General features: G+C 36.3%; 26 protein-coding genes, 2 tRNA genes and 1 riboswitch. Of the genes, 6 read left to right on the forward strand and 22 right to left on the reverse strand.

Features of this window, described 5'->3' with window-relative positions; all coding sequences use genetic code 11:
- The first annotated feature begins 246 nt into the window (after positions 1 to 246).
- Positions 247 to 669 carry a hypothetical protein gene (locus DS745_RS19130; RefSeq protein WP_129079816.1) on the forward strand — a complete coding sequence of 141 codons (423 nt, stop codon included), beginning with the start codon at positions 247 to 249 and terminating at the stop codon, positions 667 to 669.
- Between the two features lie 111 nt (positions 670 to 780).
- On the opposite strand, the gene DS745_RS19135 is transcribed toward DS745_RS19130, so the two are convergent.
- From DS745_RS19135 to DS745_RS19200, 14 genes are all read right to left on the reverse strand, one after another.
- A tRNA-Arg gene (locus tag DS745_RS19135) sits at positions 781 to 857 on the reverse strand.
- 9 nt (positions 858 to 866) lie between these two features.
- Positions 867 to 940: transfer RNA gene (locus DS745_RS19140), tRNA-Gly, on the reverse strand.
- Positions 941 to 1,214: 274 nt separating this feature from the next.
- Complete coding sequence (locus DS745_RS19145) at positions 1,215 to 1,730, reverse strand: metallophosphoesterase family protein (RefSeq protein ID WP_129079817.1); 516 nt, start codon at positions 1,728 to 1,730, stop codon at positions 1,215 to 1,217.
- A gap of 34 nt (positions 1,731 to 1,764) precedes the next feature.
- Positions 1,765 to 2,364 (reverse strand): XTP/dITP diphosphatase, encoded by a 600-nt coding sequence (locus tag DS745_RS19150; RefSeq protein ID WP_129079818.1) that lies wholly within the window; start codon positions 2,362 to 2,364, stop codon positions 1,765 to 1,767.
- Between the two features lie 11 nt (positions 2,365 to 2,375).
- A complete protein-coding gene (gene rph, locus DS745_RS19155; RefSeq protein WP_129079819.1) occupies positions 2,376 to 3,134 on the reverse strand; it encodes a ribonuclease PH in 759 nt (252 codons plus the stop codon).
- 167 nt (positions 3,135 to 3,301) lie between these two features.
- Positions 3,302 to 4,351, reverse strand: coding sequence for a GerMN domain-containing protein (locus tag DS745_RS19160; protein ID WP_129079820.1), 1,050 nt, complete (start codon positions 4,349 to 4,351; stop codon positions 3,302 to 3,304).
- Positions 4,352 to 4,504: 153 nt separating this feature from the next.
- Entirely contained in the window at positions 4,505 to 5,302 is a 798-nt protein-coding gene (gene racE / locus DS745_RS19165) for a glutamate racemase (protein WP_129079821.1), read from the reverse strand.
- A 38-nt stretch (positions 5,303 to 5,340) separates the two neighbouring features.
- A complete protein-coding gene (locus tag DS745_RS19170; RefSeq protein WP_129079822.1) occupies positions 5,341 to 5,787 on the reverse strand; it encodes a MarR family winged helix-turn-helix transcriptional regulator in 447 nt (148 codons plus the stop codon).
- A 418-nt stretch (positions 5,788 to 6,205) separates the two neighbouring features.
- Complete coding sequence (locus DS745_RS19175) at positions 6,206 to 6,430, reverse strand: helix-turn-helix domain-containing protein (protein WP_129079823.1); 225 nt, start codon at positions 6,428 to 6,430, stop codon at positions 6,206 to 6,208.
- Between the two features lie 92 nt (positions 6,431 to 6,522).
- A complete protein-coding gene (locus DS745_RS19180) occupies positions 6,523 to 6,990 on the reverse strand; it encodes an acyl-CoA thioesterase (protein ID WP_129080100.1) in 468 nt (155 codons plus the stop codon).
- 185 nt (positions 6,991 to 7,175) lie between these two features.
- Complete coding sequence (gene sdhB / locus DS745_RS19185) at positions 7,176 to 7,937, reverse strand: succinate dehydrogenase iron-sulfur subunit (protein ID WP_129079824.1); 762 nt, start codon at positions 7,935 to 7,937, stop codon at positions 7,176 to 7,178.
- A 2-nt stretch (positions 7,938 to 7,939) separates the two neighbouring features.
- Entirely contained in the window at positions 7,940 to 9,703 is a 1,764-nt protein-coding gene (gene sdhA / locus DS745_RS19190) for a succinate dehydrogenase flavoprotein subunit (protein ID WP_129079825.1), read from the reverse strand.
- Between the two features lie 24 nt (positions 9,704 to 9,727).
- Positions 9,728 to 10,336, reverse strand: a complete 609-nt coding sequence (locus DS745_RS19195; protein WP_129079826.1) for a succinate dehydrogenase cytochrome b558 subunit — start codon at positions 10,334 to 10,336, stop codon at positions 9,728 to 9,730.
- 595 nt (positions 10,337 to 10,931) lie between these two features.
- A complete protein-coding gene (locus DS745_RS19200) occupies positions 10,932 to 12,281 on the reverse strand; it encodes a TrkH family potassium uptake protein (RefSeq protein ID WP_129080101.1) in 1,350 nt (449 codons plus the stop codon).
- A 195-nt stretch (positions 12,282 to 12,476) separates the two neighbouring features.
- On the opposite strand from DS745_RS19200, the gene DS745_RS19205 reads away from it, so the two are divergent.
- Complete coding sequence (locus DS745_RS19205) at positions 12,477 to 12,917, forward strand: YslB family protein (protein ID WP_129079827.1); 441 nt, start codon at positions 12,477 to 12,479, stop codon at positions 12,915 to 12,917.
- Between the two features lie 42 nt (positions 12,918 to 12,959).
- Here DS745_RS19205 and DS745_RS19210 read toward each other — a convergent pair whose 3' ends face one another.
- The 7 genes from DS745_RS19210 to DS745_RS19240 form a co-directional block, all read right to left on the reverse strand.
- Positions 12,960 to 14,189 carry an aspartate kinase gene (locus DS745_RS19210; RefSeq protein WP_129079828.1) on the reverse strand — a complete coding sequence of 410 codons (1,230 nt, stop codon included), beginning with the start codon at positions 14,187 to 14,189 and terminating at the stop codon, positions 12,960 to 12,962.
- Positions 14,190 to 14,339: 150 nt separating this feature from the next.
- Positions 14,340 to 14,526: riboswitch (Lysine riboswitch) on the reverse strand.
- A 93-nt stretch (positions 14,527 to 14,619) separates the two neighbouring features.
- A complete protein-coding gene (gene uvrC, locus DS745_RS19215) occupies positions 14,620 to 16,389 on the reverse strand; it encodes an excinuclease ABC subunit UvrC (RefSeq protein WP_129079829.1) in 1,770 nt (589 codons plus the stop codon).
- Between the two features lie 130 nt (positions 16,390 to 16,519).
- On the reverse strand, positions 16,520 to 16,834 hold the full coding sequence (trxA, locus tag DS745_RS19220) for a thioredoxin (protein WP_129079830.1): 315 nt from the start codon (positions 16,832 to 16,834) through the stop codon (positions 16,520 to 16,522).
- A gap of 170 nt (positions 16,835 to 17,004) precedes the next feature.
- A complete protein-coding gene (locus DS745_RS19225; protein WP_129079831.1) occupies positions 17,005 to 17,982 on the reverse strand; it encodes an electron transfer flavoprotein subunit alpha/FixB family protein in 978 nt (325 codons plus the stop codon).
- A 17-nt stretch (positions 17,983 to 17,999) separates the two neighbouring features.
- Entirely contained in the window at positions 18,000 to 18,770 is a 771-nt protein-coding gene (locus tag DS745_RS19230; protein WP_129079832.1) for an electron transfer flavoprotein subunit beta/FixA family protein, read from the reverse strand.
- Between the two features lie 71 nt (positions 18,771 to 18,841).
- Positions 18,842 to 19,624 (reverse strand): enoyl-CoA hydratase, encoded by a 783-nt coding sequence (locus DS745_RS19235; protein ID WP_129079833.1) that lies wholly within the window; start codon positions 19,622 to 19,624, stop codon positions 18,842 to 18,844.
- Positions 19,625 to 19,851: 227 nt separating this feature from the next.
- Positions 19,852 to 20,436: a TetR/AcrR family transcriptional regulator gene (locus tag DS745_RS19240; RefSeq protein ID WP_277750936.1), complete on the reverse strand. Its 585-nt coding sequence runs from the start codon at positions 20,434 to 20,436 to the stop codon at positions 19,852 to 19,854.
- A gap of 233 nt (positions 20,437 to 20,669) precedes the next feature.
- Here DS745_RS19240 and DS745_RS19245 point away from each other — a divergent pair, with 233 nt between their 5' ends.
- The 4 genes from DS745_RS19245 to DS745_RS19260 all read left to right on the forward strand — a co-directional run bounded on the left by DS745_RS19245 (position 20,670) and on the right by DS745_RS19260 (position 23,770).
- A complete protein-coding gene (locus tag DS745_RS19245) occupies positions 20,670 to 22,037 on the forward strand; it encodes a cbb3-type cytochrome c oxidase subunit I (protein WP_277750943.1) in 1,368 nt (455 codons plus the stop codon).
- A gap of 182 nt (positions 22,038 to 22,219) precedes the next feature.
- Positions 22,220 to 22,741 (forward strand): cbb3-type cytochrome c oxidase subunit II, encoded by a 522-nt coding sequence (locus tag DS745_RS19250; RefSeq protein WP_129079836.1) that lies wholly within the window; start codon positions 22,220 to 22,222, stop codon positions 22,739 to 22,741.
- A 33-nt stretch (positions 22,742 to 22,774) separates the two neighbouring features.
- Positions 22,775 to 23,239, forward strand: a complete 465-nt coding sequence (locus DS745_RS19255) for a cytochrome c (RefSeq protein WP_129079837.1) — start codon at positions 22,775 to 22,777, stop codon at positions 23,237 to 23,239.
- A 30-nt stretch (positions 23,240 to 23,269) separates the two neighbouring features.
- Entirely contained in the window at positions 23,270 to 23,770 is a 501-nt protein-coding gene (locus DS745_RS19260; protein WP_161568318.1) for a DUF1269 domain-containing protein, read from the forward strand.
- A 72-nt stretch (positions 23,771 to 23,842) separates the two neighbouring features.
- Here DS745_RS19260 and DS745_RS19265 read toward each other — a convergent pair whose 3' ends face one another.
- Entirely contained in the window at positions 23,843 to 25,555 is a 1,713-nt protein-coding gene (locus DS745_RS19265; protein WP_129079839.1) for an AMP-binding protein, read from the reverse strand.
- Between the last annotated feature and the right edge of the window lie 216 nt (positions 25,556 to 25,771).

Genomic DNA, 25,771 nt, shown 5'->3' on the forward strand with positions numbered 1-25,771 from the left:
CATTATTTCTGACATAAAAACTTCGTCTTAACACCTGTGTTTTTTGTATTTGAGGATTATAATACGCTCTTTACTAGTGCTGGTCAACCACTTTTTTAAAAATAATTTGACAATTTAGAATACTCACACTTATTGAATGCGCTTACACGATTGTCAGTCATAGGTTTATTCTAATTAAAAAAAATATTAAAAATTTTCGAGGTTACTTTGGAGATAATGTGTCCAAAATGGTAAAGGTGATGCAATATGAATTGGATGTTTTTTGAATACGGAGTATTAGCAATTATTTTTAACACGCTGTATTTACTAGGGATAAAACAATCAAAAAAGAGAAAATTCCTTACAGTCAAGAACTTACGTTATAGGTGTAATACAGACCACGAAAGAAATTTGTATGATCAGTTGTTAAAATCGGGAATTTATGTTAGTCCAAATATTCGCCTTGGGTACTTATCTATTCCTCTTGCGTTAGAACAGTATAAAATTGCAATTCTTATTTATCCAAAAACGAGTTCAGCTTTTGTTCGCTATTTAGGATTAAAACACAAGGAACTATACCTACGTAGTACCGGTTGGAATGTCATGAAACTATCCGAGGACGCAATACTAACAAATCTGCAAACTGCAATTAAAGCCATTATTAGTCATGAAAAAATAAAAAAAATTTGATGGAACTAAAAATAACCTAGACAAATTGTCTAGGTTATTTTTAGTTCATATACGACTTAATAAAACAAAAAGTATAAGCCCATAAAACTTATACTATAAATTATGTAAAAATGGCGTCCCAGGAGAGATTCGAACTCCCGACCCTGGCATTAGAAGTGCCATGCTCTATCCAGCTGAGCTACTGAGACAAGTTGTTTTGGAGCGGGTGATGAGAATCGAACTCACGACATCAGCTTGGAAGGCTGAGGTTTTACCATTAAACTACACCCGCATATACAAGATTTATTAATAAATAACTTCTCAGCCTTCCGGAATGTCTCTTCCTCTTCTAGCAAATGCTCAGAAGTAAATCCGTCGAGACAACTCGTAGTTTAATCAGTGAAGCTTTGCTTCGTGGCTGAGGTTTTACCATTAAACTACACCCGCATTACTAACTTTGTATTTCTTAAGCGACAATATTTAGTATACAACTATAATGACCAAATGTCAACACTTTTATAATTAAGCAGCTAAGATTTTTTTCTCTTTAGCTGCTTAATTGTATTTTACACTAGGTCATACCTATTTTTCAAGTCTAGAATTTCAGTACCTGTATGATCATAATAAGTAACAGTTGCGACGTTATCCTTAAAATTTATAAGGACATAGGTACGTTCCTTACGCTTTCTAGGTAACTTAAAACTACCAGGATTAATATAAACTACTCCATTTTCTTGAAAAGATACAGCTATATGCGAGTGTCCATAACAAACAAGTTTCGCACCAAACTCTTCAGCGCGATAGGAAAGATTTACAGCTGAGCTCTTTACGTTATACATATGTCCATGCGTGATAAAAACTTTATAGTTCGATACCATTGTTGTTATTTCTTGATCATATTCCTTGTCGTAGTCGCAATTCCCACCGACCATAAGCAAATTACTGAACTCATTAAATAACGCTTTGGGAAGTTCGGAATCACCACAATGAATCATAAGCTCGACTTCTTTTTCATGTTTACGTAAAACTTGGAACAACTCTTCTTCTAGACCATGGCTATCACTAATAATTAAGACTTTCATCTATGATCCCCTTTATTCATTTAGCCTGACAGGACTACTTCAGTACAGCATTGCTTAATAATTCTGCCAGTCCTTTTAAAGCCACTGAACGATGACTAATTGCGTTTTTCTCTTGTTTCGTTAGTTGTGCCATAGTCTTCCCAAGTGATGGTATAAGCATAATTGGATCATAGCCAAAACCTTGATCTCCTATAGGTTCTTTCGTAATAAACCCTTCACAGGTACCATCAACAACAACTGTTTGCTTTCCAGGGATAGCTAGTGCTAATGAACAATGGAAACGAGCAGCACGTTCAATTTGCGGTACATCCTTTAATTCTTCTAACACTTTTTTAAGATTTGCTAGATCATTCTTCCCCTCACCTGCGTAACGAGCAGAATAGACACCTGGTCTTCCATTTAGAGCATCGACAATTAAACCTGAATCATCTGCTATTGTTGGAATTTGAAACTGATTAGCAATCGTTTCAGCCTTTTTTAATGCATTTTCCTGAAAGGTTGCACCGTCTTCGACAACATCCACTGCATTTTTTATATCTAGTAATGATTTTATACGGTACCCAAATTGACCAAAAAGATCTTCAAATTCACGAACTTTCCCTTGATTTTTCGTAGCTATGAGTATTTCATTCACTAGTAAAACTCCTATCTTTCTGTTTTTAATTGTGCTGGAATTTTATCAGCAATTGAACCTAATGCTTCGATCTGAGCTAAAAATAACTCGTTTATTCCCTTCTGAGCAAGATCCAATAAGTAGTTTAGCTGTTCTCTTGTAAAGGTTGCCTCTTCTCCAGTTCCTTGCAACTCTACGAATTGACCATTTCCTGTCATGATGACATTCATATCAACATTTGCACTCGAGTCCTCAATATAATTCAAGTCTAAGATTTCACCTAACTTAGAGTCAATACCAACAGATACTGCCGCTAGAAAATCTTTAATTGGAAAGCTGTTAATTTTTCCTGCTGTCATATATTTCTCGACAGCTAATACTAAAGCAACAAAAGCCCCCGTAATGGCAGCTGTCCGAGTGCCACCATCTGCTTGGATAACATCACAGTCAATCCAAATAGTCCGCTCACCAATTTTTTCTAAATCTACAATCGAACGAAGAGCTCTACCAATTAATCGTTGGATTTCCATCGTTCTGCCTGTTACTTTTCCTTTAGAGGCTTCTCTTATGTTTCTTTGCTCCGTGGCTCTAGGGAGCATGGAATATTCTGCAGTAATCCAGCCTTTTCCTTGATTTCTCATAAAAGGTGGTACCCGGTCTTCAATACTCGCTGTACAAATCACCTTTGTATCCCCTACAGTAATAAGAACAGAACCTTCCGGATGTTTTATATATTCAGTTTCTATATGTACTTGTCGTAACTCATCTAATTGACGTCCATCAACACGCATCCAATTTCCTCCTTACATTTCATTCATTTTCTATCATACCAATGATTACATTCTTCTACAACGTATTCACTACCTAACTATTTTAACCATTGCTGTCAGGAAAATAAGCAAAAAGCACTTTAATACGAAAAGAGGTGTCTTTTTATTGAAGACACCCCATCATCTAATTAGTATTTACCTGAATTTACTTTTAAAGGTCTAGAAACAGGCTCAGATAGAAATTCACCAGTCTCTAATAAAACCTTGCTATCGCCATTCACTTCTATCGCTACCTTTTCTACTCCAGACTGCTCCGTTAAAGAAAGAACTAATAGATTTAAAACTTCATCACTAATGGCTGTTCCATCCATGTGGTTTAATACAGCCTCATTAAAGTTAACTGTTACTACACCGTTTGCATAACGTGGCTCTTCCAACAGTTGAACTCCATAACGAAAATCTGTTAACAACGTTGAAAAGCTAGAAGGTCCTGCTAGTAGTTGAGACACTACTGCTGTTAACTGTTCTTCGTTCGCATTTACTCTTCTAGTGACAGGCACATAGTAAACATTATCTCCATTTTGGGCAAGGAAGTACAATGTAACACTTTTACTGTTTGAAAGGTCTACAATGTTCGTACTTTCCATATTTATTCCGTTAGAACGACTAAATCCTTCACCGATTGGTGTCCCATTTACAGGCATGACATCTTGGTCATAGCCATTAATTCTAATTTTTACGGTTTCAACACTTTCAAATTGAGTAAGAGTCCACGTAATAGATTGAAGGATTTTCAACTCATCTTCTGGATGATACTCTTTAAACTGCTCAGAAAAGTCAGCTATTGCTACGCCATCTTTAATGTTTACCCCGTAGATTTCTGTTCCTGAAGGAAGTACTGCTCTGAAGCCATTAGGCAAAATTTGTGAAACCGGTCCATCTTGAACCAAATACTCTAATGCTTGTTTTGCCACTCCCTCGGACTTTGGTAGAGATAAAGCTTGTGGTGTGACTAAACCATTTTGATCAACTAGATAAAGCTCTCTCATTGTACTTTCAACAACGACTTCATTGCTTGTTTCTTCAACTTCAGTATCGAGCGTTACATTCTCATTTACGTAACTAATTGGTGGTGGATCAGTTTCAGTCATTGTTTTATTTGACCCAGCACTACACCCCGAAACAACAATAGATAGAGCAACGAGTACTGGAACTCCTGCTTTGTAACTTATACGCATGTATATTCCCTCCTTGGATGGTTTGTACTACTATGTATACGAGCTTTTTACTATTTTAGACCAACCCTTTTATTTTTTTCAGGAAGTTTGTAAAATAGTAATACGTTACATAGACTATTAGAAGGAAAAATAAAAAGCCCTAGATTAGAGCTTTTACGTAAGTGATATCGTTGTTACATGGTTAATCTTCGATTCAAGCCATCCTTCAGCAAACCTTTTAAACCGCACTTCTTCACCAGTTGTAAAAAACGTATGGTTAGGTTCTCGATCGCCTGTATATAGTAATTGTTTATGATAAAGAAGCGCACTTACTTCCCTCGCAGTTTCATCACCCGAAGAAATAATTTCAATATTCTCTCCCATAACTTTTTGTATAACAGAACTAATAAGAGGGTAATGTGTACACCCCAGTATTAACGTGTCAATGCTAACGTCTCGTAGTGGTTGTAAACTCTTCGAAACTACCTCATAAGCTTCCTCACCATCAAAAATCCCATTTTCAACAAGAGGTACAAACAACGGGCATGCTAAACTCTCTACTTTAATTTGGTTATTTATACTTTGTAGAGTTTTCTTATAAGCATCACTGTTAATTGTACCAACTGTACCAATAACCCCTACGTGATCATTTTTGGTGACCTTTAAAGCAGATATAGCTCCAGGATGAATAACCCCAATCACTGGTATATCTAATATCTGCCTTGCTTCTTCCAGGACAACAGCCGTTGCTGTATTACAAGCTATAACTAGCATCTTTATTTCTCGATCAATCAAATAATTAATCATTTCCCAAGTATACTGTCGAACTTCCTGTTCAGGTCTAGGACCATAAGGGCATCTAGCAGTATCCCCGATGTAAAGGATTTCCTCTTTCGGGAGTTGCCTTTGCATTTCTTTTACTACAGTTAGGCCTCCGATTCCGGAATCAATAACTCCAATTGCTCTATTCAAACATTTCCCTCTTTTTCTCTGTATTTCTTAGTAGCTTATTAGTCTCTTTTCATTTCCTCATAAAGGTGACTTAAGTTTTTTTCAAGTATATTAACTTCTTCACTAGATAAGTGCTTCAATACATCACTTAAGTAATCTTGACGCTTTTGAATTACTTGTCCAATAATCGTCGCACCTTTTTCTAGTAAGTGGATACGTACAACACGACGGTCTGTCGTATCTTTCACTCTCTCTACAAGTTCATTTTTTTCCATTCGGTCAACTAAATCTGTTGTAGTACTGCAAGCTAAATACATTTTATTAGACAATTCACCGATCGTCATATCACCATATTCGTGAAGCCATTGTAATGCAACGAATTGTGGAGGTGTTATTGGAAATTGTGTTAAAATTTCTCGACCTTTTTGTTTGACCAGCTCTGCAATCTTTCTAAGAGATTTTTCTATATGCGTTACCTGAGTTTCGTTATTCTGGTTTTCTTCCATTTTATGCCTCCTTAAAGTATAGTCCGCGTTTCGACATTATGAGTTTATTTTCCTTGTTTTTGTCCTTAATTTCAAGTACTGTATCAAATTCTTAACATAATATTTCTCAAGTTGTCATATAAACATAATTTTAAAACCAATATTTGTAATACCAGCAGTTATAAATACTCTTTTTAAAAAAAACTAGATAATTAAGTTACTCTTTTTTGCCATTACATCAACCGAAAGCCTGAACTCCATATAGTTTTTTTATATGGTAGAACCAGTTGTAAACTGTTGAAAGTTTTGTTTACATAATATATCTTACTCATTATAACAAATTAGCACAAACTTTAAAAATTATTATGTTTAAGTTAGAACTAATTGAAGCTGACTTTAATAAATGTCTCTTCAACATTTATAAGTCAGCTTCAAAAGTCTAAATCTTCAAATATCCTAACCGCACCAATTCAATGACTGCTTGAGAGCGCCCCTTTACTCCAAGTTTTTGCATTGTGTTTGAAATGTGATTACGAACAGTTTTTTCACTTATGAATAGTTCCTGTGCGATTTCCTTTGTTGTCTTATCTTGAACTAAAAGTTCAAATACTTCTTTCTCACGTTTTGTGAGTAGTGGTTTAGGTCGGAATTCGTGATCTTTCAATAATTTCACCCTCTCTTGCACGGGCTGCAATGCATAGGAATATTTTAGTACTTAGCTACGATATCCTATGTGAAAGGGTGTTACCGTGTGACTTAAATATTCATTGTTGTGATAGAAGTTTCAAGTTTTTTCTTCATGTTTTCATCCCACTCCATTGGCTTACCAGTTTTCTTGTGAACTTGAACCATTCTTCCTCGTCCTGTGATACAAACTTCGTCTTTTTCATTTTTAATCATATAGTGTAGATCAACAGATGTTCTCCCAATCGAATGTACCTTAACAAAAATATTTAAACGGTCATCAAAGTAAAGTTGACGTAAATAATCGCATTGTAAATCTGAAGTAACAGGGATTCCTTCTCCGCCACTTGATAACCATTCTTGCATTAGACCAATTTCTTTAAAAAACTCAATTCGTCCTTCTTCAAAATAAACAAAGACCTTAGTGTTGTTTAAATGACCAAATGCATCTGTTTCCGAAAAACGAACTTTGATTGGATACGAGTAACTAAATCTACTCACCCAACTTTCAACATTTTCAATGTAAGATATGTTTTTCATCATAATTCGCTCCTTTTTATGAATGATTATTCATTCATATTATTCTATGAAAGTTCTCTTAATTAATTCCTACAACGAATTATCCGAACAATTAATTAAGAAAAAGAGGCTGTTTCACTAGCATTTTTGAAACGTTAGTCTCAAAATAACTAGTTTGTTTACAGCCTCCTCTATAACTTTAGCGATTAAATATTATTGTCACTACCAAAGAAATTCTTAATGGATTGGATCGTCGTGTCACGGTTAAGAGCTGCAATTGACGTTGTCAATGGAATTCCCTTTGGACATGACTGAACACAGTTTTGAGAGTTACCGCAGTTTGTTAAACCGCCTTCTCCCATAATTGTTTCTAAACGTTCAGCTTTGTTCATTTCACCTGTTGGGTGAGCATTGAATAAGCGAACTTGTGAAAGTGGGGCTGGTCCAATAAATGGTGATTTACTATTCACATTTGGACATGCCTCTAAACAGACACCACAAGTCATACACTTAGAAAGCTCATAAGCCCACTGGCGTTTACTTTCTGCCATTCTAGGTCCTGGGCCTAAGTCATACGTACCATCGATCGGAATCCACGCTTTTACTTTCTTTAGCGATTCAAACATTCTTGTACGGTCTACAACTAAGTCACGAACAACTGGGAACGTACGCATTGGCTCTAGGCGAATAGGCTGCTCTAACTGATCAATCAGTGCAGTACATGATTGTCTAGGCTTGCCGTTGATCACCATTGAACAAGCACCACATACTTCTTCTAAACAGCTCATATCCCAAGAAATAGGAGTCGTCTTTTGTCCTTGAGAATTCACAGGATTCCGACGAATTTCCATTAGAGCCGAAATAACGTTCATATTCTCACGATACGGAATTTCAAATTCTTCTTTAAATGCAGTAGAATTAGAGTCCGCCTGTCGAGTGATTATAAATCGAATAGTTTTTTGGCTCATCTTTATTCACTCGCTTTCTTTTTCGTAGTGTAGTCACGTTTACGTGGCTTGATTAATGAAACATCTACTTCCTCATACTCGAAGTCAGGAGCGTTCTTAGCAGCGTTGAATTTCGCTTTTGTTGTTTTTAACCACTCATCGTCATTACGATCAGGGAATTCTGGTTTGTAATGTGCCCCACGACTTTCATCACGGTTGTATGCGCCTAAAGTAATTACACGAGCTAGGTTTAACATTCCTTCTAACTGACGAGTAAAGGCAACACCTTGATTACTCCATTTAGCTGTATCGTTAATATTAATGTCTTTATAACGTTCCATTAACTCAACAATTTTCTCATCTGTTTGAAGTAATTTTTTATTTTCACGAACAACTGTAACGTTATCAGTCATCCATTCTCCCAACTCTTTATGAAGAGAATATGCATTTTCTTTTCCATCCATTTTTAAGATAGAGTCAAACTTTTCTTGTTGTTCTTTCACATGATTATCAAATAGAGTAGATGATAAATCATCAGCAGACTTTTCTAATCCACTAATATATTGAACAGCCTTAGGTCCTGCAACCATACCACCATAGATAGCTGAAAGTAGAGAGTTAGCACCTAAACGGTTTGCACCATGCTGAGAATAATCAACTTCACCTGCTGCAAATAATCCAGGGATATTTGTCATTTGGTTATAATCTACCCAAACTCCACCCATTGAGTAATGAACTCCAGGGAAAATTTTCATTGGAAGTTTACGAGGATCATCCCCCATGAACTTTTCATAAATTTCCATGATACCACCAAGTTTAATATCAAGTTCTTTCGGATCTTTATGAGAAAGATCTAAGTAAACCATGTTCTCGCCGTTAACGCCAAGTTTTTGATTTACACAAACATCGAAAATTTCTCTTGTAGCAATATCACGTGGAACTAAGTTTCCATAAGCAGGATATTTCTCTTCTAAGAAGTACCAAGGCTTCCCATCTTTATAAGTCCAAACACGCCCGCCCTCACCACGAGCTGATTCACTCATTAATCGAAGTTTATCATCTCCTGGAATCGCAGTTGGGTGAATTTGAATAAATTCTCCATTTGCATAATAAACGCCTTGCTCATATAACTTAGCTGCAGCAAATCCAGTGTTAATCATTGAGTTCGTTGATTTTCCAAAAATAATTCCTGGGCCACCAGTTGCGATGATTACTGCATCTGCTTTATAATGCACAACTTCAGAAGTTGCCAAATGCTGAGCTACAATTCCACGACATGTACCCTCATCATCAATAATTGCTGACAAGAACTCCCAGCCTTCATACTTCTTAACTAAACCTCTAACTTCATGACGACGAACTTGCTCGTCCAAAGCATATAATAACTGCTGACCAGTAGTAGCACCAGCAAAAGCTGTACGCGAGTGTTGTGTTCCACCAAAACGGCGGAAGTCTAGTAAACCTTCTGGTGTGCGGTTAAACATTACACCCATACGGTCCATTAAGTGAATGATACCAGGTGCAGCTTCACACATAGCTTTTACTGGTGGTTGGTTTGCAAGGAAATCTCCACCGTATACAGTGTCATCAAAATGCTCATACGGCGAGTCTCCCTCACCTTTTGTATTTACAGCTCCGTTAATGCCGCCTTGGGCACATACAGAGTGAGAACGTTTTACAGGAACTACAGAAAATAAATCTACATGCATACCAGCTTCTGCAGCTTTAATAGTAGCCATTAGTCCAGCTAAGCCACCACCAACAATTACAATATTTCCTTTACTCATCATGACCACTCCTTAATTTTTTGCCTAGATAAATGCTAAGATTGATCGAACACCCATAAACGTCAACACTGCGAAAACTCCTAGCGTAGCATACGTTGAAATTAGTTGTGATCGAGGAGTAATAGTGATTCCCCAAGTTACAAAAAACGACCAAAGTCCGTTTGCGAAGTGGAAAGTAGCTGCAACTATACCAACAATATAGAATGCTAGAACGTAAGGATTAGCAACAATGTTAACCATCATATCAAAGTTTACTGGTTGTCCTAGTGCCGCAGCAATTCTTGTTTCCCATACATGCCAAGCGATAAAGATTACCGTGAATACACCAGTCGAACGTTGAAGTCTGAACATCCAGTTACGGAAGTAACCATATGCACTCGTGTTATGTTTTGCTTGGAATGCAATGTAAAGCCCATAAATAGCATGGAATAAAATTGGTAAATAGATGATAAAAATTTCCATAGCAAGTCTAAGTGGTAAACCTTCCATGAATTTTACTGCTTGGTTGTAAGTATCTGCTCCATACGTTGCAAAATAGTTAACCGCTAAATGAACAATTAGAAAAAGTCCTACTGGTATAACTCCTAATAAAGAGTGCAACTTACGAAAGAAAAATTCTCGATTACCGGCCATTCTTTGTTTCCCCCTGTTAATAGTAGTTTTGTAAGGTAATAAAACCTCAGCTTTTCAATTGGGAAAGCTTTATACTTCAGTAGAATAACTAAAGTATTGATTTTCTAAAAAATCTTTTTGTTTAACATTTAACAATAATTAGGAACGCATCCCCCCATAATTTCTAGAATAAACACTAGGATAATAGTTTTTTGGGATTGTCAACAAGATTAAAAACACTATCTTTGAATATAATGTGACATTTTTATTTTACTCTCATCTATCTGTTAGGTCAAGAAAACGGATACACTTTACAGTTTGTAAAATTCTGTTTAATGAAAGCGTTTAATCAACAAATAATCCCTAGTAAAACCTGCTAGAATTGTTGGTACAGTAAGAATTTCTCCTTACTTTATTTCCTAACAAATTGTTTGAATTGCCAATTTTGTTTGAAAAAGTCTTAATTTTCAAACAAGAGTAATTATTGCATTAAAACCACTTTTTAAAAGTTCACTAGATTTTTTTCCTATTATTGAGCAATTAGTAATAATTGTTCCATTTTCCTAATTTTAAAAAAAAAAAAAACTGTTCATGAACTTATTCATGAACAGTTCCTTTACCCAATAATAATGCGTTCTGTCGGATACTTGTAATAGCTTTTTGTCTCTTTTTTACGTACAGAGAACAAGAAGGCAACCAAACCGACACGACCAATGAACATAAGTACCATCAACACCATTTGACTTGGTAAGCTTAAGTATGGTGTTATCCCCATAGAGAGACCACATGTTCCGAACGCAGAACTTGCTTCAAATATAATGGCCATTAATGCAAATTCACTACTATTTTCAAAAGCAGCAATTAAAATAATCGCTGTAAATAACATCACAATAAATACAGATAGGACAATAAATGCTTTCTGTCGATCTTCTTGATGAATTTCACGACCAAACACCTTCACATCGCTTTTTCCTAACGCAAAGCTCCGAATAGTTAAGAACATTACCGCTAAAGTAGTGGTTCTAATTCCACCACCTACACTTGATGGACTCGCACCAATAATCATAAGACCTGAAAGTAAGAGTAGTGTTGCCAGACTTAAATCTGAAACGTCCATGATCGCCAACCCACCACTTCTTGCGGTAGCTGAATTAAATAAAGAATGAAATAATTGCTGATGCCACTCTAGTCCTACATAATAGTGCCCATACTCTAACGCCCAAATGGAGATAAAACCAAAGAAAAACACAATGAAATATGTGGCTGTAGTAATCTTGGTGAATAAGCTAAATTTGAAATTCGGGTGTTCTTTAGAGAAATACTGCTTTAACTCCATTAACACCGGGAAGCCAATTGCTCCAGCAAAAATCAACAAAACAGTAACGAGTTGGACAAAATAATCATTTGCAAAAGGAATTAATGATTGGCCAGTAACGTCAAAACCTGCGTTTGTAAAAGCACTTAGGGATGCAAAAGCTCCTTGGTAATATGCTTCACCAACTGTATCGAAATGATTTAAAAAGTATGTTCCTAAAATAAGTGCACCAATTAATTCAATCGCTAACGCAACAACTAGTATCCCACGCATTAAGTTCACAAGACCCGAGAAATTATTTTGATTTTGGTCAACCATGATAAGCATTCTTTGAGAAAGAATGATTTTTCTACCAAAGATCATCCAAACAAATGTCCCTAAGGTCATAATTCCAATTCCGCCTAATTGAATAGCTATTGCCAAAAAAATAATACCTATGTAGCTGAACGTTTCGGAAACATTCACAACTGTTAGTCCAGTTACACTTACTGCACTAACGGAAGTAAACAAGGCTTCCGGATATGTCACGTTTACACCAGGTAAGCTTGAAATGGGTAAATATAGCAACAAACTAAATAAAAACATTGCTACAATATATGAGATAATAATAATGCGAAACGGGGTTAAAAACTTACCTTTAGATAAATTCATCATCTTTACCTCCGAATTTTGTTCGGGACTTAGTATACCACAGATTTAGAAATAGCATATAGTGAATTCACAATAAAAGAAGTATAATACTTTATAGAGTAAAAGTTAATTGTAGAAATCAATGATTTATAAGTTTGAACTTAGAGCCATACTAAAATTCTACATGACTTACACAAAAAAATTGGGGGACGGATGATGATCTTTGGTCAAAAAAAGACAACAACCATAGATGAAACAGAACTGCAAATTCCTTTGTTTGGCTACGATTTATTAAGAGAAGATGTTCTACCAGATCTTCTTGGAAAAGAGCATAATATTATTTTATATTGGTCGGGGAAATCACTTGCAAGAAAATATCCGGTTAACTCCATTGAAGAAATTATTGGTTTCTTCCAACGAGCAGGTTGGGGAGAGTTAACACTGTTAAAAGAAAAAAAATCAGAATTAACCTTTGAGTTAACGTCTAGCTTATTTGGGCAAAAAAAACAAATACATCGACCTCTAGAAGCTGGTTTTCTAGCTGAGCAAATTCAACGTATTGTCGGGTATATGACAGAAACAAACGAAGTACAAAAAAAAGGGCATCCAACGCTGATTTTTCACGTTAAATGGGATGTGTACGATGAAAGCGTGTAAAAAACGAGCAGCATCAAGATGCTGCTCGTTTTCTCAGTAATACTAAACAGTAACCTTAACTTTATCTAATTGAAATTCTTCATGAAGTGTCTCGACAGCCAACACCATATCTTTTTGGTCTACAACCGTAGAAACTTTAATTTCTGATGTACTAACCATTTTTATTAAAATCCCTTTTTCTGAAAGAGCTTTAAACATTTGACCAGCCACACCTGGATTAGAGATCATTCCTGAACCTACTATTGATACTTTGGCTAGTCCTGTTTCGTGCAAGATTTCTTGAAATTTTAATGTTTCACGATTTTGCTCAAGTACTTCTAACGTTTCAGTTAACTTCTCAGAAAGAACTGAAAAGGAAATATTTGTATTCTCACTTGCGATGACATTTTGGATAATAATATCCACATTCACATTGTTTGCAGCTAGTGTTGTAAATAAATTTGATAGTCCTTCAATTTGGTTTGGCATGCCACAAACTGATATTTTAGCCACATTACTTTCAAAAGCTAGACCACGTACAACTAAATTCTCTTCCACTGTTACTTCCTCCTCAATCATTGTGCCTTCTTCTTCAACCATACTAGAACGAACCGTTAATTTTACCTGATAATTTTTTGCAAACTCAACAGCACGAGGATGTAATACTCCTGCACCAAGGTTTGCTAATTCTAACATTTCATCATAGGAAATTGAGCTTAATTTCCGAGCATTTTTTACTACTCTTGGGTCTGTTGTAAATACGCCTGTTACATCAGTAAAGATATCACAACGATCAGCATGTAAGCCAGCTGCGAGAGCAACTGCTGTCGTATCTGATCCTCCTCTTCCTAAAGTAGTAATTTCATCATCTACAGTTACACCTTGGAAACCAGCAACAATAACGATTTTCCCTGCACCCAAATGTTGTTTAATTGTTTCTTCCTCAAACTTCGTAATACGAGCATTGCTATGGCAAGCTTCTGTGATAATCCCTGCCTGCCAGCCAGTTAATGAAACTGCCTCATAACCTCTCGCCTGTAATGCCATTGATAATAACGATATAGTCACTTGCTCACCAGTACTAAGTAGCATATCCATCTCTCTTTTACTAGGCTTATCCGTTATATCGTTAGCCAATTTTACTAACTCATCAGTTGACTTACCCATCGCAGAGACAACTACGACAACCTGATCACCGTTTTCAACCGTTTCTATCACTCTACCTGCAACATGTTTGATTCTTTCTACACTTCCAACTGAAGTTCCACCGAATTTTTGCACCACTAACCCCATACGTAACATCCTTTCAATTTCTATATTTTCCCCAATTCTATCTCAGTAGTTTTTCCATATAAAAAAGCATCAGTAAGAAGAAAACCCTCACTGATGCTTTAACTTTTTAATGTGTTAAAACAATAGAAACGAAAAATAATGTTCCCGTACACGTGAGATAGTTCTCCACACAATCATTGGGGTGACTGTGTGACAGCCCTACATTTCTTCAATGCAGGTCCAGCATAAAACTCGTGAGCGAGTGTTACACTTCGGCAAATTCCCCTTTTAATTATCATTACTGGACCTCATCATCCTACGATAATTTACTCTTGGTTTTTGCACCTCTACCACCACTTCAACATTTGAAGTATTGGATATTCAATTAAGAAGTAGTTTATCAGAAAAAAAAGTAATTGTAAATGTGGGAGAGAAAGAAAAACTCTCCATCTTACTCTTTTAGTTTTTCCATTAGAGCCAATGCTACTTTTTCTGGTATTCCTATGCTACGAAAATCTTCTAACTCGGCTTCTTTCATTTTCTTAACTGATCCAAAATGTTTTAACAATGTACGTTTCCGTTTCTCTCCTACTCCATCAATATCATCAAGAACAGATGTAAACAAAGTTTTGCTACGAATTTGACGATGAAATGTAATTGCAAAACGGTGAACTTCATCTTGGATCCGTTGCAACAAATAAAACTCCTGACTATCTCTTTTTAATGGGATTATTTCAGGTGGATCACCCATTAATAATTGTGACGTTCGGTGTTTATCATCTTTTGCCAAACCACATACGGGAATTGATAAACCTAACTCGTCTTCAATAACACTTTGAGCAGCTGAAATTTGTCCCTTACCTCCATCAATCACAATTAGGTCAGGTAATGGTTGGTTTTCTTTAAGTTGTCTTAAATAACGTCTTCTAACAACCTCTCTCATTGATTCATAGTCATCCGGGCCTGTTACTGTTTTCACTTTATATTTTCGATATCCTTTACGATTTGGTTTTCCATCAACAAACGAGACCATAGCGGAAACTGGATCTACACCTTGAATGTTCGAATTATCAAAGGCTTCAATTAGATGGGGTGAATGAATATTTAAAGCAATCCCTAAGTTTTCAATAGCCCTAACCGTTTTTGCTTCGTCACGTTCAATTAAAGCGAACTTTTCTTTTAAAGCCGCTTCTGCGTTTTTACCTGCCAGTTCAATTAAGTCCTTCTTGGGTCCTTTTTGAGGATGAACGGTTCGAACTTGGATAAAATCACTAGCTAGCTCTTTATCAATTGATTTTGGTAGGAATATTTCCTTGGGCTTAATGTGCTCTTTTTGACTATAGAATTGTCCTAGGAATGTTAAAAATTCATCATCAGGCTCTTGATAAACTGGAAACAGCGAAACATCACGTTCTATTAGCTTTCCCTGACGAACAAAAAAGACCTGTACACACATCCAGCCTTTATCGTAAGCAAAGCCAAAAACGTCCCGATCAACATCATCAGCAATTGTTATCCTCTGCTTTTCCATCACTGCCTCAATGTGTTGAATTTGGTCACGGTATTCCTTTGCTCGTTCGAACTCTAATGCTTCAGCAGCCTTTTCCATTTTAGCAAACAAATCTTTTTTAATTTCTTTATGACCACCGTTCAAGAAACGAGAGATCTCCTCAACCATTTCACGATTTGTAGCTTCGCTCACTTCTTGAATGCATGGTCCTAGGCATTGGTTAATATGATAATATAGGCATACTCTATCGGGTATGGTGCTACATTTTCTTAATGGATATAGACGATCAAGAAGTTTTTTCGTCTCACTAGCTGCCCCAGCATTAGGGTAAGGACCAAAATACTTTCCTTTATCCTTCTTTACATTTCTAGTTGTAATTAACCTAGGATGTTCTTCAGCAGTAATTTTCAAATATGGGTAACTTTTGTCATCCTTTAACATCACATTATATTTCGGATCATACTTCTTAATTAAATTATGTTCCAAGATTAATGCTTCAAGGTTCGATGACGTGATAATATATTCAAAATCTTCTATCTCACTTACTAACAACTGCGTTTTTCCATCATGAGAACCAGTAAAATAAGACCTAACTCTATTTTTCAATATTTTTGCCTTACCAACGTAAATAATTGTTCCTTGTCGATCTTTCATCAAGTAACAACCAGGTTGATCTGGCAATATTGCAAGTTTTTCCTTAAGTTTCTCCATTTTAATCACCTACTTATCGATGATATTTATATGAGAGTAACTATAACATAATTGTCTGTGAAATGTAGAATGTAAAATGTAGAAGATATTTTTTACACACAAAAAAGCCACTTTAAAAGTGGCTTTCGTACTAAACGTGTTTATTTAATAATTCAGCTAAAGCTTCTTTTGGTTGGAAACCAACAACTTGATCAACAACCTCACCGTCTTTAATTACTAATAATGTTGGAATACTCATGACTCCAAATTTACCAGCTGTTTCTTGATTTTCATCAACATCAATTTTTACAATTTTAGCTTTATCGCCTAGTTCAGCGTCAAGTTCTTCTAGTACCGGTGCAATCATTTTGCAAGGTCCACACCATGGTGCCCAAAAGTCTACTAAAACTACTCCTTCACTTGTTTCACTAGTAAAGGTTTGATCCGTCACGTTTACAATTGCCATTGTTAAATCCTCCCTAAAATCCATCTTTTTACCTCATAGCGTATTATAACATCTTTTTAACAAAGCTAGCTACAAAATTGCTTACACTATGAAATTTCCCTTACTTAAGGAATTATATCCACGTATTTTCGTAAATATTATAAGCGAGCCCAATGGGCTCGCTTCGTTTGTTATGAGCTTACTACTTCTTTCTTGAATTCTTCAATTAAAAGTGGTAACACTTCAAATAGGTCTCCGACAATTCCGTAATCAGCAATGCTGAAAATAGAAGCCTCAGGATCTTTATTTACTGCAACGATACATTTTGAGTTAGACATTCCAGCTACGTGTTGGATTGCTCCAGAAATACCTAATGCAATATAAAGGTCTGGAGTTACAACTTTACCTGTCTGACCAATTTGTAGCGCATAGTCACAATAGTCAGCGTCACAAGCTCCACGTGATGCACCAACTGCTGCTCCCAGAACATCTGCTAATTCATAGAGCTTTTTAAAGCCTTCCTCACTTTTCACACCGCGACCACCAGAAACAATAATTTTTGCTTCTGATAAATCAACTCCACCTGTGCTTTTGCGAACAACTTCTTTAATAATAGTACGAAGATCTTTAATTTCTACATCAAGAGCCTTTACTTCGCCAGTTCTTGACTCATCCTTATCTAAAGGAGGAATGTTATTCGGACGAATTGTAGCTAAGATCATTCCATCTGTCACAACTTTTTTCTCGAATGCTTTCCCTGAATATATTGGACGAGTAAAGATTACTTCTTCTCCAACAGCTTCTAATTCAATTGCATCAGAAATTAATCCCGATTGTTTTTTCATTGCGATACGTGGTGCAAGATCTTTCCCTACAGCTGTATGACCCATAAATACTGCATCAGGAGTTTCAGCATCAATTACTTGTAATAAAGCTTGAGAGTATGCATCTGGTGTATACTCTTTTAAACTACTATTCTCAACTGTAATCACTCTGTCCGCACCGTAATAAAATAGCTCTGAAGTTAAACCGCTTACATTTTCACCTAATACTACACTTACAACCTCTCCACCATTTGCTACTTTTTTACCTGCAGCAATTGCTTCAAAGGAAACGTTACGAAATGAATTATCACGTACATCAGCAAGAACTAATACTTTTCTAGCCATTTATAAATCCCCTCCAGTTAAATTACTTTTGCTTCTGTCTTTAATAATGAAACAAGTTCTTTTGCTTGAGCTGCAATATCACCAGTTAGAACTTTACCAGCTGCTTTCGAAGGCGGTAGAAAGATTTCTACTGTTTTGGTTTTTGCTTCTACATCTTCTTCTTCAAGATCAAGATCATCTAATTCAAGACGCTCTAGCGGCTTTTTCTTCGCTTTCATAATTCCTGGAAGTGAAGGGTATCTTGGCTCATTTAAGCCTTGTTGAGCAGTTACAAGAATTGGTAAGGAAACTTCAACAACTTCTTTATCTCCTTCAACATCTCGTTCGATTGTAGCTACAGTTCCATCAATGTCAATTTTCGTGATTGATGTAATGTGAGCGATGTTTAACTCTTCTGCAATTCTTGGACCTACTTGACCTGATCCACCATCAACAGCTACATTACCACCTAAGATAATATCAAACTCTTTATCTTTTAACACAGTAGCTAAAACTTTCGCGGTCGTGAATTGATCTTTTGCCTCTACCTCTTCGCTATCAACAAGAATTGCTTTGTCAGCACCCATTGCTAATGCAGTACGAAGTTCTTTTTCAGCATCTTCTTCACCAAATGAGATCACTGTTACTTCACCGCCATGTTTTTCACGAAGAACTAATGCTTCCTCAATTGCGTATTCATCGTAAGGATTGATGATAAATTCTGCACCATCCTCATTTATAGAGCCGTTGCTTACTGTAATCTTTTCTTCTGTATCGAAGGTTCTCTTCATTATTACAAAAATATTCATTCCTTTAACCTCCCTTAAGTTATGGACAAGTGTTTTTAAAATAATCGTTTTTTGTGAAATTATTATGTTCTCTAGTTGTCTTTAAACTGAGGTGCCCTTTTTTCAATAAAGGCTTTAATACCTTCTTTACCATCCTCAGAGTCAAAAGCGATGCCAAATAATTCAGCTTCCTTTTTAACCCCTTCTTCGTAATTATGATGGTTTACATATGTTAGCAATTCAAGAGCTAGTCTCATAGAAACAGCACTCTTTTTAACAAGTTTATTTGCTAACTCATATGCTTTTTCCATTAATTCCTCTTCATTATATGCATGGTTTGCTAAACCAAGGGTTACAGCCTCTTTACCAGAGATCGGTTCACTTGTTAACATCATTTCTGCTGCTTTGGCAACACCTACATAGCGGGGTAACCTCTGACTACCCGCAAAGCCTGGAATTAGCCCAAGCTGTAGTTCTGGTAAGCCCAATTTTGTTGATTCTGAAACAAGTCTGATGTGACAAGCCATAGCTAACTCAAGACCACCACCTAATGCAGCTCCATGAATAGCAGCAATGATAGGTTTTTTGAACTGTTCAATGCGATCAAATAACTTTTGACCATATTGTGCTAAATGAGCAAAATCAGCTCCTGTTTCTACGGTAGTAAATTCTTTAATATCGGCACCCGCTGCAAAAAATCTACCTTGTCCATGTAGAACGATTACTTTTACTTCATCATCATTCTCAAGTTGATCCAAGACTGTAGATAATTCACGAAGCAATGGAGACGATAAGGCGTTCGCAGGGGGATGATTAATCGTAATTGTTGCAATCCGCCCTTCCTGTTTAACAAGGAAAAATTGGTACGTAGACAACCTCACTCACTCCTTTGATTTACTCAATGCTTAATTCTATTAATCTCTAAGTTCATGTAGTACGTTACTAAATAATTATTCCACATATTCCAGCAAAATTGAATATTAAGAAAATTATTTGTAAAAATTTTTGAGAATTTAAGGCAGAGTCGAGTCGTAAGCAAGAAGCTTACACTCAAACTCTTGACGATAAACCTCAATTAAAGCACTACCGAACTAGCATTGACTCATTTACTTAAAGCCTTTAATAGCATTTTGTGAACCGATGGTGCAAGAGCCACTAAACTGTATCTATGTTCTTTCATGACCCAGTTTGTGACAACCTCATCAATTGTACCGAAGACCATTTGCCTAGCAATTCGGACATCTAGTTCTTCCGAAAAAATTCCTTCCTTAATACCAAGTAAAATGACCGTATCAATCAGTTTTAAGTAACCTTTCAACACCTCATTAATACGATTACGTAATTCTATGTTGGATTGTCGTAGTTCTAACTGAGTTACAATTGCTAATGCATGGTTATCTTCTAATTGTTGAAGATGCATACTTATTAATAATAATAATTTCTCCTCAATTGACGTTTCTCCTGCTAGTTCATCTTCAATCTTTTGAATAAATCTCCCCATCTTCTCTTGAAAGAGAGAAACAAGGATGTCTTCTTTATTTTTAAAGTAAAGATAGATCGTTCCGTCAGCTACCCCTGCTTCTTTTGCAATTTTAGAGACTTGTGAGTGATGATAGCCATTTTGGGCGATAACCTTTACAGCAGCTTCGATGATCTGTTCATATTTTTGGCCTCTTCGCTTAGCCACTCGGTTTTCCCCTTTCACCATGATATAATGAATGACTATTCATTCATATTTTTTATTTTAGTCTATGATTGTATGAATGTCAATCCTCTTCTCATTATAAGAAACTCAAATATGAAATTTTTGGAGAATAAGGAAATTGCAATTGGAAATAGTAAGGTTATTCGTTATTTATTACTTGTATTAACACAATTTTGAAAGGGATGTAACTGATGACCACACAAACCTCTAATGATATGTACCGACCTACAAAGATATTTTTCTACTCGTCACTGATATGGCTTGTAGTCGGTATGCTTTACGGTCTAATATTGTCACTAAAATTTATTTGGCCAAATTTTTTAGTATGGGGTCCACTACAGGTTTACCTTCAATTTGGGAGAATCCGCCCAGTCCATACTAATATGTTGCTGTTTGGTTGGCTCACTATGGCAAACATAGGTGCTTTATTTTATGTTATCCCTAAACTCTGTCGGAATCAACTAGCTTTTCCAAAGATGGCTGTTTCCCTCGCGTATATTTGGAACTTTGTTATCGTTGCTGGTTCGATTGCCTTAACTTTAGGTTATACAACAACTACAGAATATGGCGAATGGCCGTTATGGCTTGATGTCGTTGTTGTTTTAGGAATAATTACATTGGCATTTATATGTTTTACTACAATTGCCCAACGTAATGAAAAACAACTTTATGTTAGTCTGTGGTATTTCATGGGTTCCCTGATTTGGTTACCTGGACTTTATATCATTGGTAACCTGCCATATAAATTACTGTCAGGTGTTCCACAATTCTTAATTTTTTGGTTTTATGGTCACAATGTCATCGGACTCTGGTTTACAACTGTAGGTGTTGGTTTAATTTATTACTTACTACCATACTTATCGAAAAACCCACTTTATAGTCATCGTTTATCATTAATCGGATTTTGGACAATCGCGACTTTCTATGTATGGAATGGGCCTCACCATCTACAAAATGGTCCTATCCCAATGTGGTTAATGAAAGCTGGTATCATCCCTTCAGTACTTCTTATCATTCCCGTATGGGCTGTACTTGCCAATGTGTTCGGAACGATGAAAGGAAAATGGCATGTTGTCGCTCACAATACACCTTTAAAGTTTCTAGTCTCGGGGTCGATTTTTTATCTAATAACCTGTTTACAAGGTCCTTTCCAGTCACTTCAAGGACCTAGTTCAATTGTAAAATTCACTGATTGGGTTCCTGGTCATGCTCATCTACCGGTCTTTGGTGCGTTTAGTTACGTTGCATTCGCGATGATGTATTATGTCCTTCCAAAAATAACATATCAAAATATCTATTCTGAAAAATTAATGGAAACCCATTTTTGGATGTCAACAATTGGCTTGTTATTATTTACGTTTAGTACTTGGACAGCTGGCGTTTTTGAGGGATTTGCATGGATTGAAGGTGCACAATATGGACTTCGATTTGTTGAGATGCTAATAGCGATGCAACCCTTCTTTTGGATTAGGGCAGTTGGTGGTGTATTAATGTTTGTCGCACAAATTTTCTTTATCATTAATCTCTATAAGACAATCCGCCTTTCGAAGAAAACTCAAAACACGAATGAAAGTACAGCTTGATAAGACAATTGAGAATTATGAATTTTGAATTATGAATTTTGAATTATGAATTTTGAATTATGAATTATGAATTATGAATTATGAATTGAAATTAATGTAGCTTTGAAGTAGCTCCTAAATAATTCTAAATTTTGCATTCTACATTCTACATTCTACATTCTAATAGTGGGGGTGAAGGAGAAATGGGAAGTTTTGCGAATGAAAGATCAATGTTAACTTATATTATTGGCGCAACTATTTTATTTTTAATAGGAGTTTTTGGCACTGCGTATTTACCATTCTATGATGACCAGATGCAGGTACCAAATGAAAATGCTGAATTACGTAACTTTGCACATGATTCAGCCGAGTACCGTGGTAGGGAGGTTTACATCCGTGAAGGTTGTCATGTTTGTCATACCATGTTCGTTAGACCCGTTCTAGCAGATAGTACACTTGGACCAATTTCTCAACCAGCTGATTATTATTATGAAGCTCCGGCAATGCTCGGTTCAAAACGGACAGGAGCTGACTTAATGTGGGTCGGAAATCGCTGGAATGCTGACTGGCATCGTGAACACTTACTCAATCCTCAAAAAATATTACCTGGAAGTATAATGCCTAGCTACAATTATTTAAGTGAACAGGACCTGGAAGATTTAATTGCTTATTTAATGAGCTTAAAGCCTTCTCCACAAACGGAAGGTAGGCCAGTTAGTAATTAAAATTTTATTGATTAGAAAGTGAGGTGTAGAGGTTTGGACAATAATAAAGGCAACGATGATCGTTCTCACACTTCTGAAGAACAACACCCAAAAACAGAACATGGCGCTCCTATGGATGAACCACCTACTCCCCAAGTAGAAGATATGGCTGAAGACATTCGAATGGGCAATGCTAAAGTCCCTCGCTTCCTTGTTGTTACCTATTGTTTGTTAGCCATCTGGGCCTTTGGCTATTTAATCATGGCAGTCCCCCTAAATCAGGTAGCAGAAGTAGCTGCAGATGGGGAAACCATTTTCTCTCAAAGCTGTTTCGGCTGTCACAGTGTTACTGATGAATATAAAATTGGACCAGGGATGCAAGGTATTACAGAACGCTACAATGAGGAAGAACTTCAAAAAATATTATTGAACGGTATCGGCACTATGCCATCTTTGCCAAGTTTGGGGTTAAATACTGAGCAAATAAAAGCTGTAAAGGAATATATTTCAACCTTGTAATAAAGAAACTTAAAGTAAGGAGGTGGAATGATGGGTAGACCTCATATTATCGCAACGTTTTATCATTTACATAATGCTGAAGAAGCATTTCATGCTTTATTAAACTTCGTACCCAGAGATGACATTTCTTTTATTCATCGTCAAGATCCTACAAGAGCAGAAGGTGATGACATGAGTAGTGATACACCACTAAACGGTATTTTAATTGGCGGGGCTCTTGGTGGAATTGGTGGTGCGTTAACCGGCTTAAGTTTACTGGCTTTCCCAGGCTTAGGTATCTTACTTGCTGCAGGACCAATCTATGGTGCTTTAGCAGGTGCAACAACTGGCAGTCTTATCGGCGGGTTTATGGATATGGGAATTAATAAGTATGAGGCTGAAGAAATAGAGAAACACGTCCAAGGCGGGGCTGTTGTCTTTACAATTGAAGCTCAATCTAAACAGCATTATGAACAAATCACCTCAACATTAAAGCATTACGGAGCAGATTATATTACCGATGAGCCAATTGTTGATGATGTTATGGAATAAGTGAAGAAACGACAGCAATATTACAAAAAGGTTCTCTCACTAGGTAGTAAGAGAACCTTTTTGTCTTTTATGTTAGCTACTTTTTTGTTGATTTTTCTTTGCTTCAAGCTTTTTCTGTTCTTCTTCTAATAAAGCTCGTCGTAGCACTTTCCCTACCATTGTTTTCGGTAATTCATCTCTAAATTCATAAAGGCGTGGTACTTTATAAGCTGATAAGTGCTTTCGGCAGTAAGTGTTTAACTCCTTCTCAGTCACATGATGATTTTCCTTTAAAACAATATAAGCTTTAACAGTCTCACCACGATATGGATCCGGCACTCCGACAATAACAGCTTCTTGAATGCTCTCATGTTCAAATAATACTTCTTCAATTTCCCGTGGATAAATATTAAAGCCACCAGCAATAATCATGTCCTTTTTACGGTCAACAATATAGAAGTAGCCATCTTCATCCATATAGGCCATGTCTCCGGTGTACAACCAGCCATCTCTAAGAGTTGCATAGGTGTCTTCTGGTCGATTCCAATAACCTTTCATGACTTGCGGTCCCTTAATCAATAGCTCACCGATTTGCCCTGGTGTAGCTTCTTCACCCGTTTCGGCATTTAATATAATTGCATCTGTATCTGGCCAAGGAAAACCTATACTACCACTTGGGCGTCTTCCCCACATTTCGTTAAAATGGGTAACTGGAGCCGCCTCTGTCAACCCAAATCCTTCTGACAGCTTTCCTCCTGTCAACTGCTCAAATCGCTGTTGAACTTCAACAGGAAGTGCCGATGAACCACTAATACATACTTCAATTGATGAAAGGTCATACTTCTCAATATCAGGATCGTTAATTAAGCCGATGTACATAGTTGGCGCGCCAGGAAACATCGTCACTTTGTGTTTTTGAATATCTTTTAGAATTTGTTTTGTATCAAACTTTGGAATGATGATCATTTTTGACGTATGCATAATTGAATAGTTCATTCCGACAGTCATTCCATATACGTGAAAAAATGGCAAAGCACAGATAATTACTTCTTCACCAGGAGTCATTTTGTACATCCATTTAATTGCCTGTGTTGTGTTAGCAACTAAATTAAAATGAGTTAACATTACTCCTTTTGCTACACCTGTTGTTCCCCCAGTGTATTGAAGCAAAGCTAGATCCTCTTTTACATCAAAATCAACATGAATTTCTTTTGCCTCACCACTTTTTAATAGTTTCACAAACGAATGCACCGTGTCACCATAATCTACATTAATAGTAATGCCAGTGTTCTTCTTTTGGATAAAAGGATAAATCAGGTTTTTTGGAAATGGCAAGTAATCTTTTATACCTGTAACGATGACATGTTCGAGAGTAGTTTTTGGACGAACCTTTTTAACTCTCTGATAAACAAGGTCAAGACAGATCATGATCTTTGCACCTGAGTCTATCATTTGATGTTCTAATTCCCTTTCTACGTAAAGAGGGTTTGTTTGCACAACAATAGCACCCGCCATCAAAGCACCGTAATAACTAATAACGGATTGAGGACTATTTGCTAGCATAATTGCTACTCGGTCCCCCTTGACAACACCTAATGACTTTAATTGATTAGCAAACTTTAACGCTGAGTTGTAGAGCTCTAAATATGTAAGCTCCTTACCAAGAAAGTGAAGTGCTATTTTATTTGGATGCTTCTCCTTAGCTTCCTTCAAATAGCTTTGTAGTGTTCTTTCTTCATAGTTAATTGTGAAAGGTATTTCAGTAGGGTAATTTTTGGACCATACCTTTTGAGACGACAATTCCATTTTCTTTTGCCCTCCTTTTTTTACCCCTCTTTCTAGTGAAAATCTAAAAGCTTAGCCCTCTCCAAAGCTAAAGATTTTAGGTTTTTCAGAATACTATTAACTTCATAGTATTGTAAAAAAACATTCTCCTCCTCTCTATTGTAATGAAACCGATTACAATAATAAAGAGATTTGTTACAAAATTTTAAATTTTTTTATTTCGTTGCGAATTGTGCT

It is taken from the genome of Anaerobacillus alkaliphilus, from assembly GCF_004116265.1.
GTDB lineage: Bacteria > Bacillota > Bacilli > Bacillales > Anaerobacillaceae > Anaerobacillus > Anaerobacillus alkaliphilus.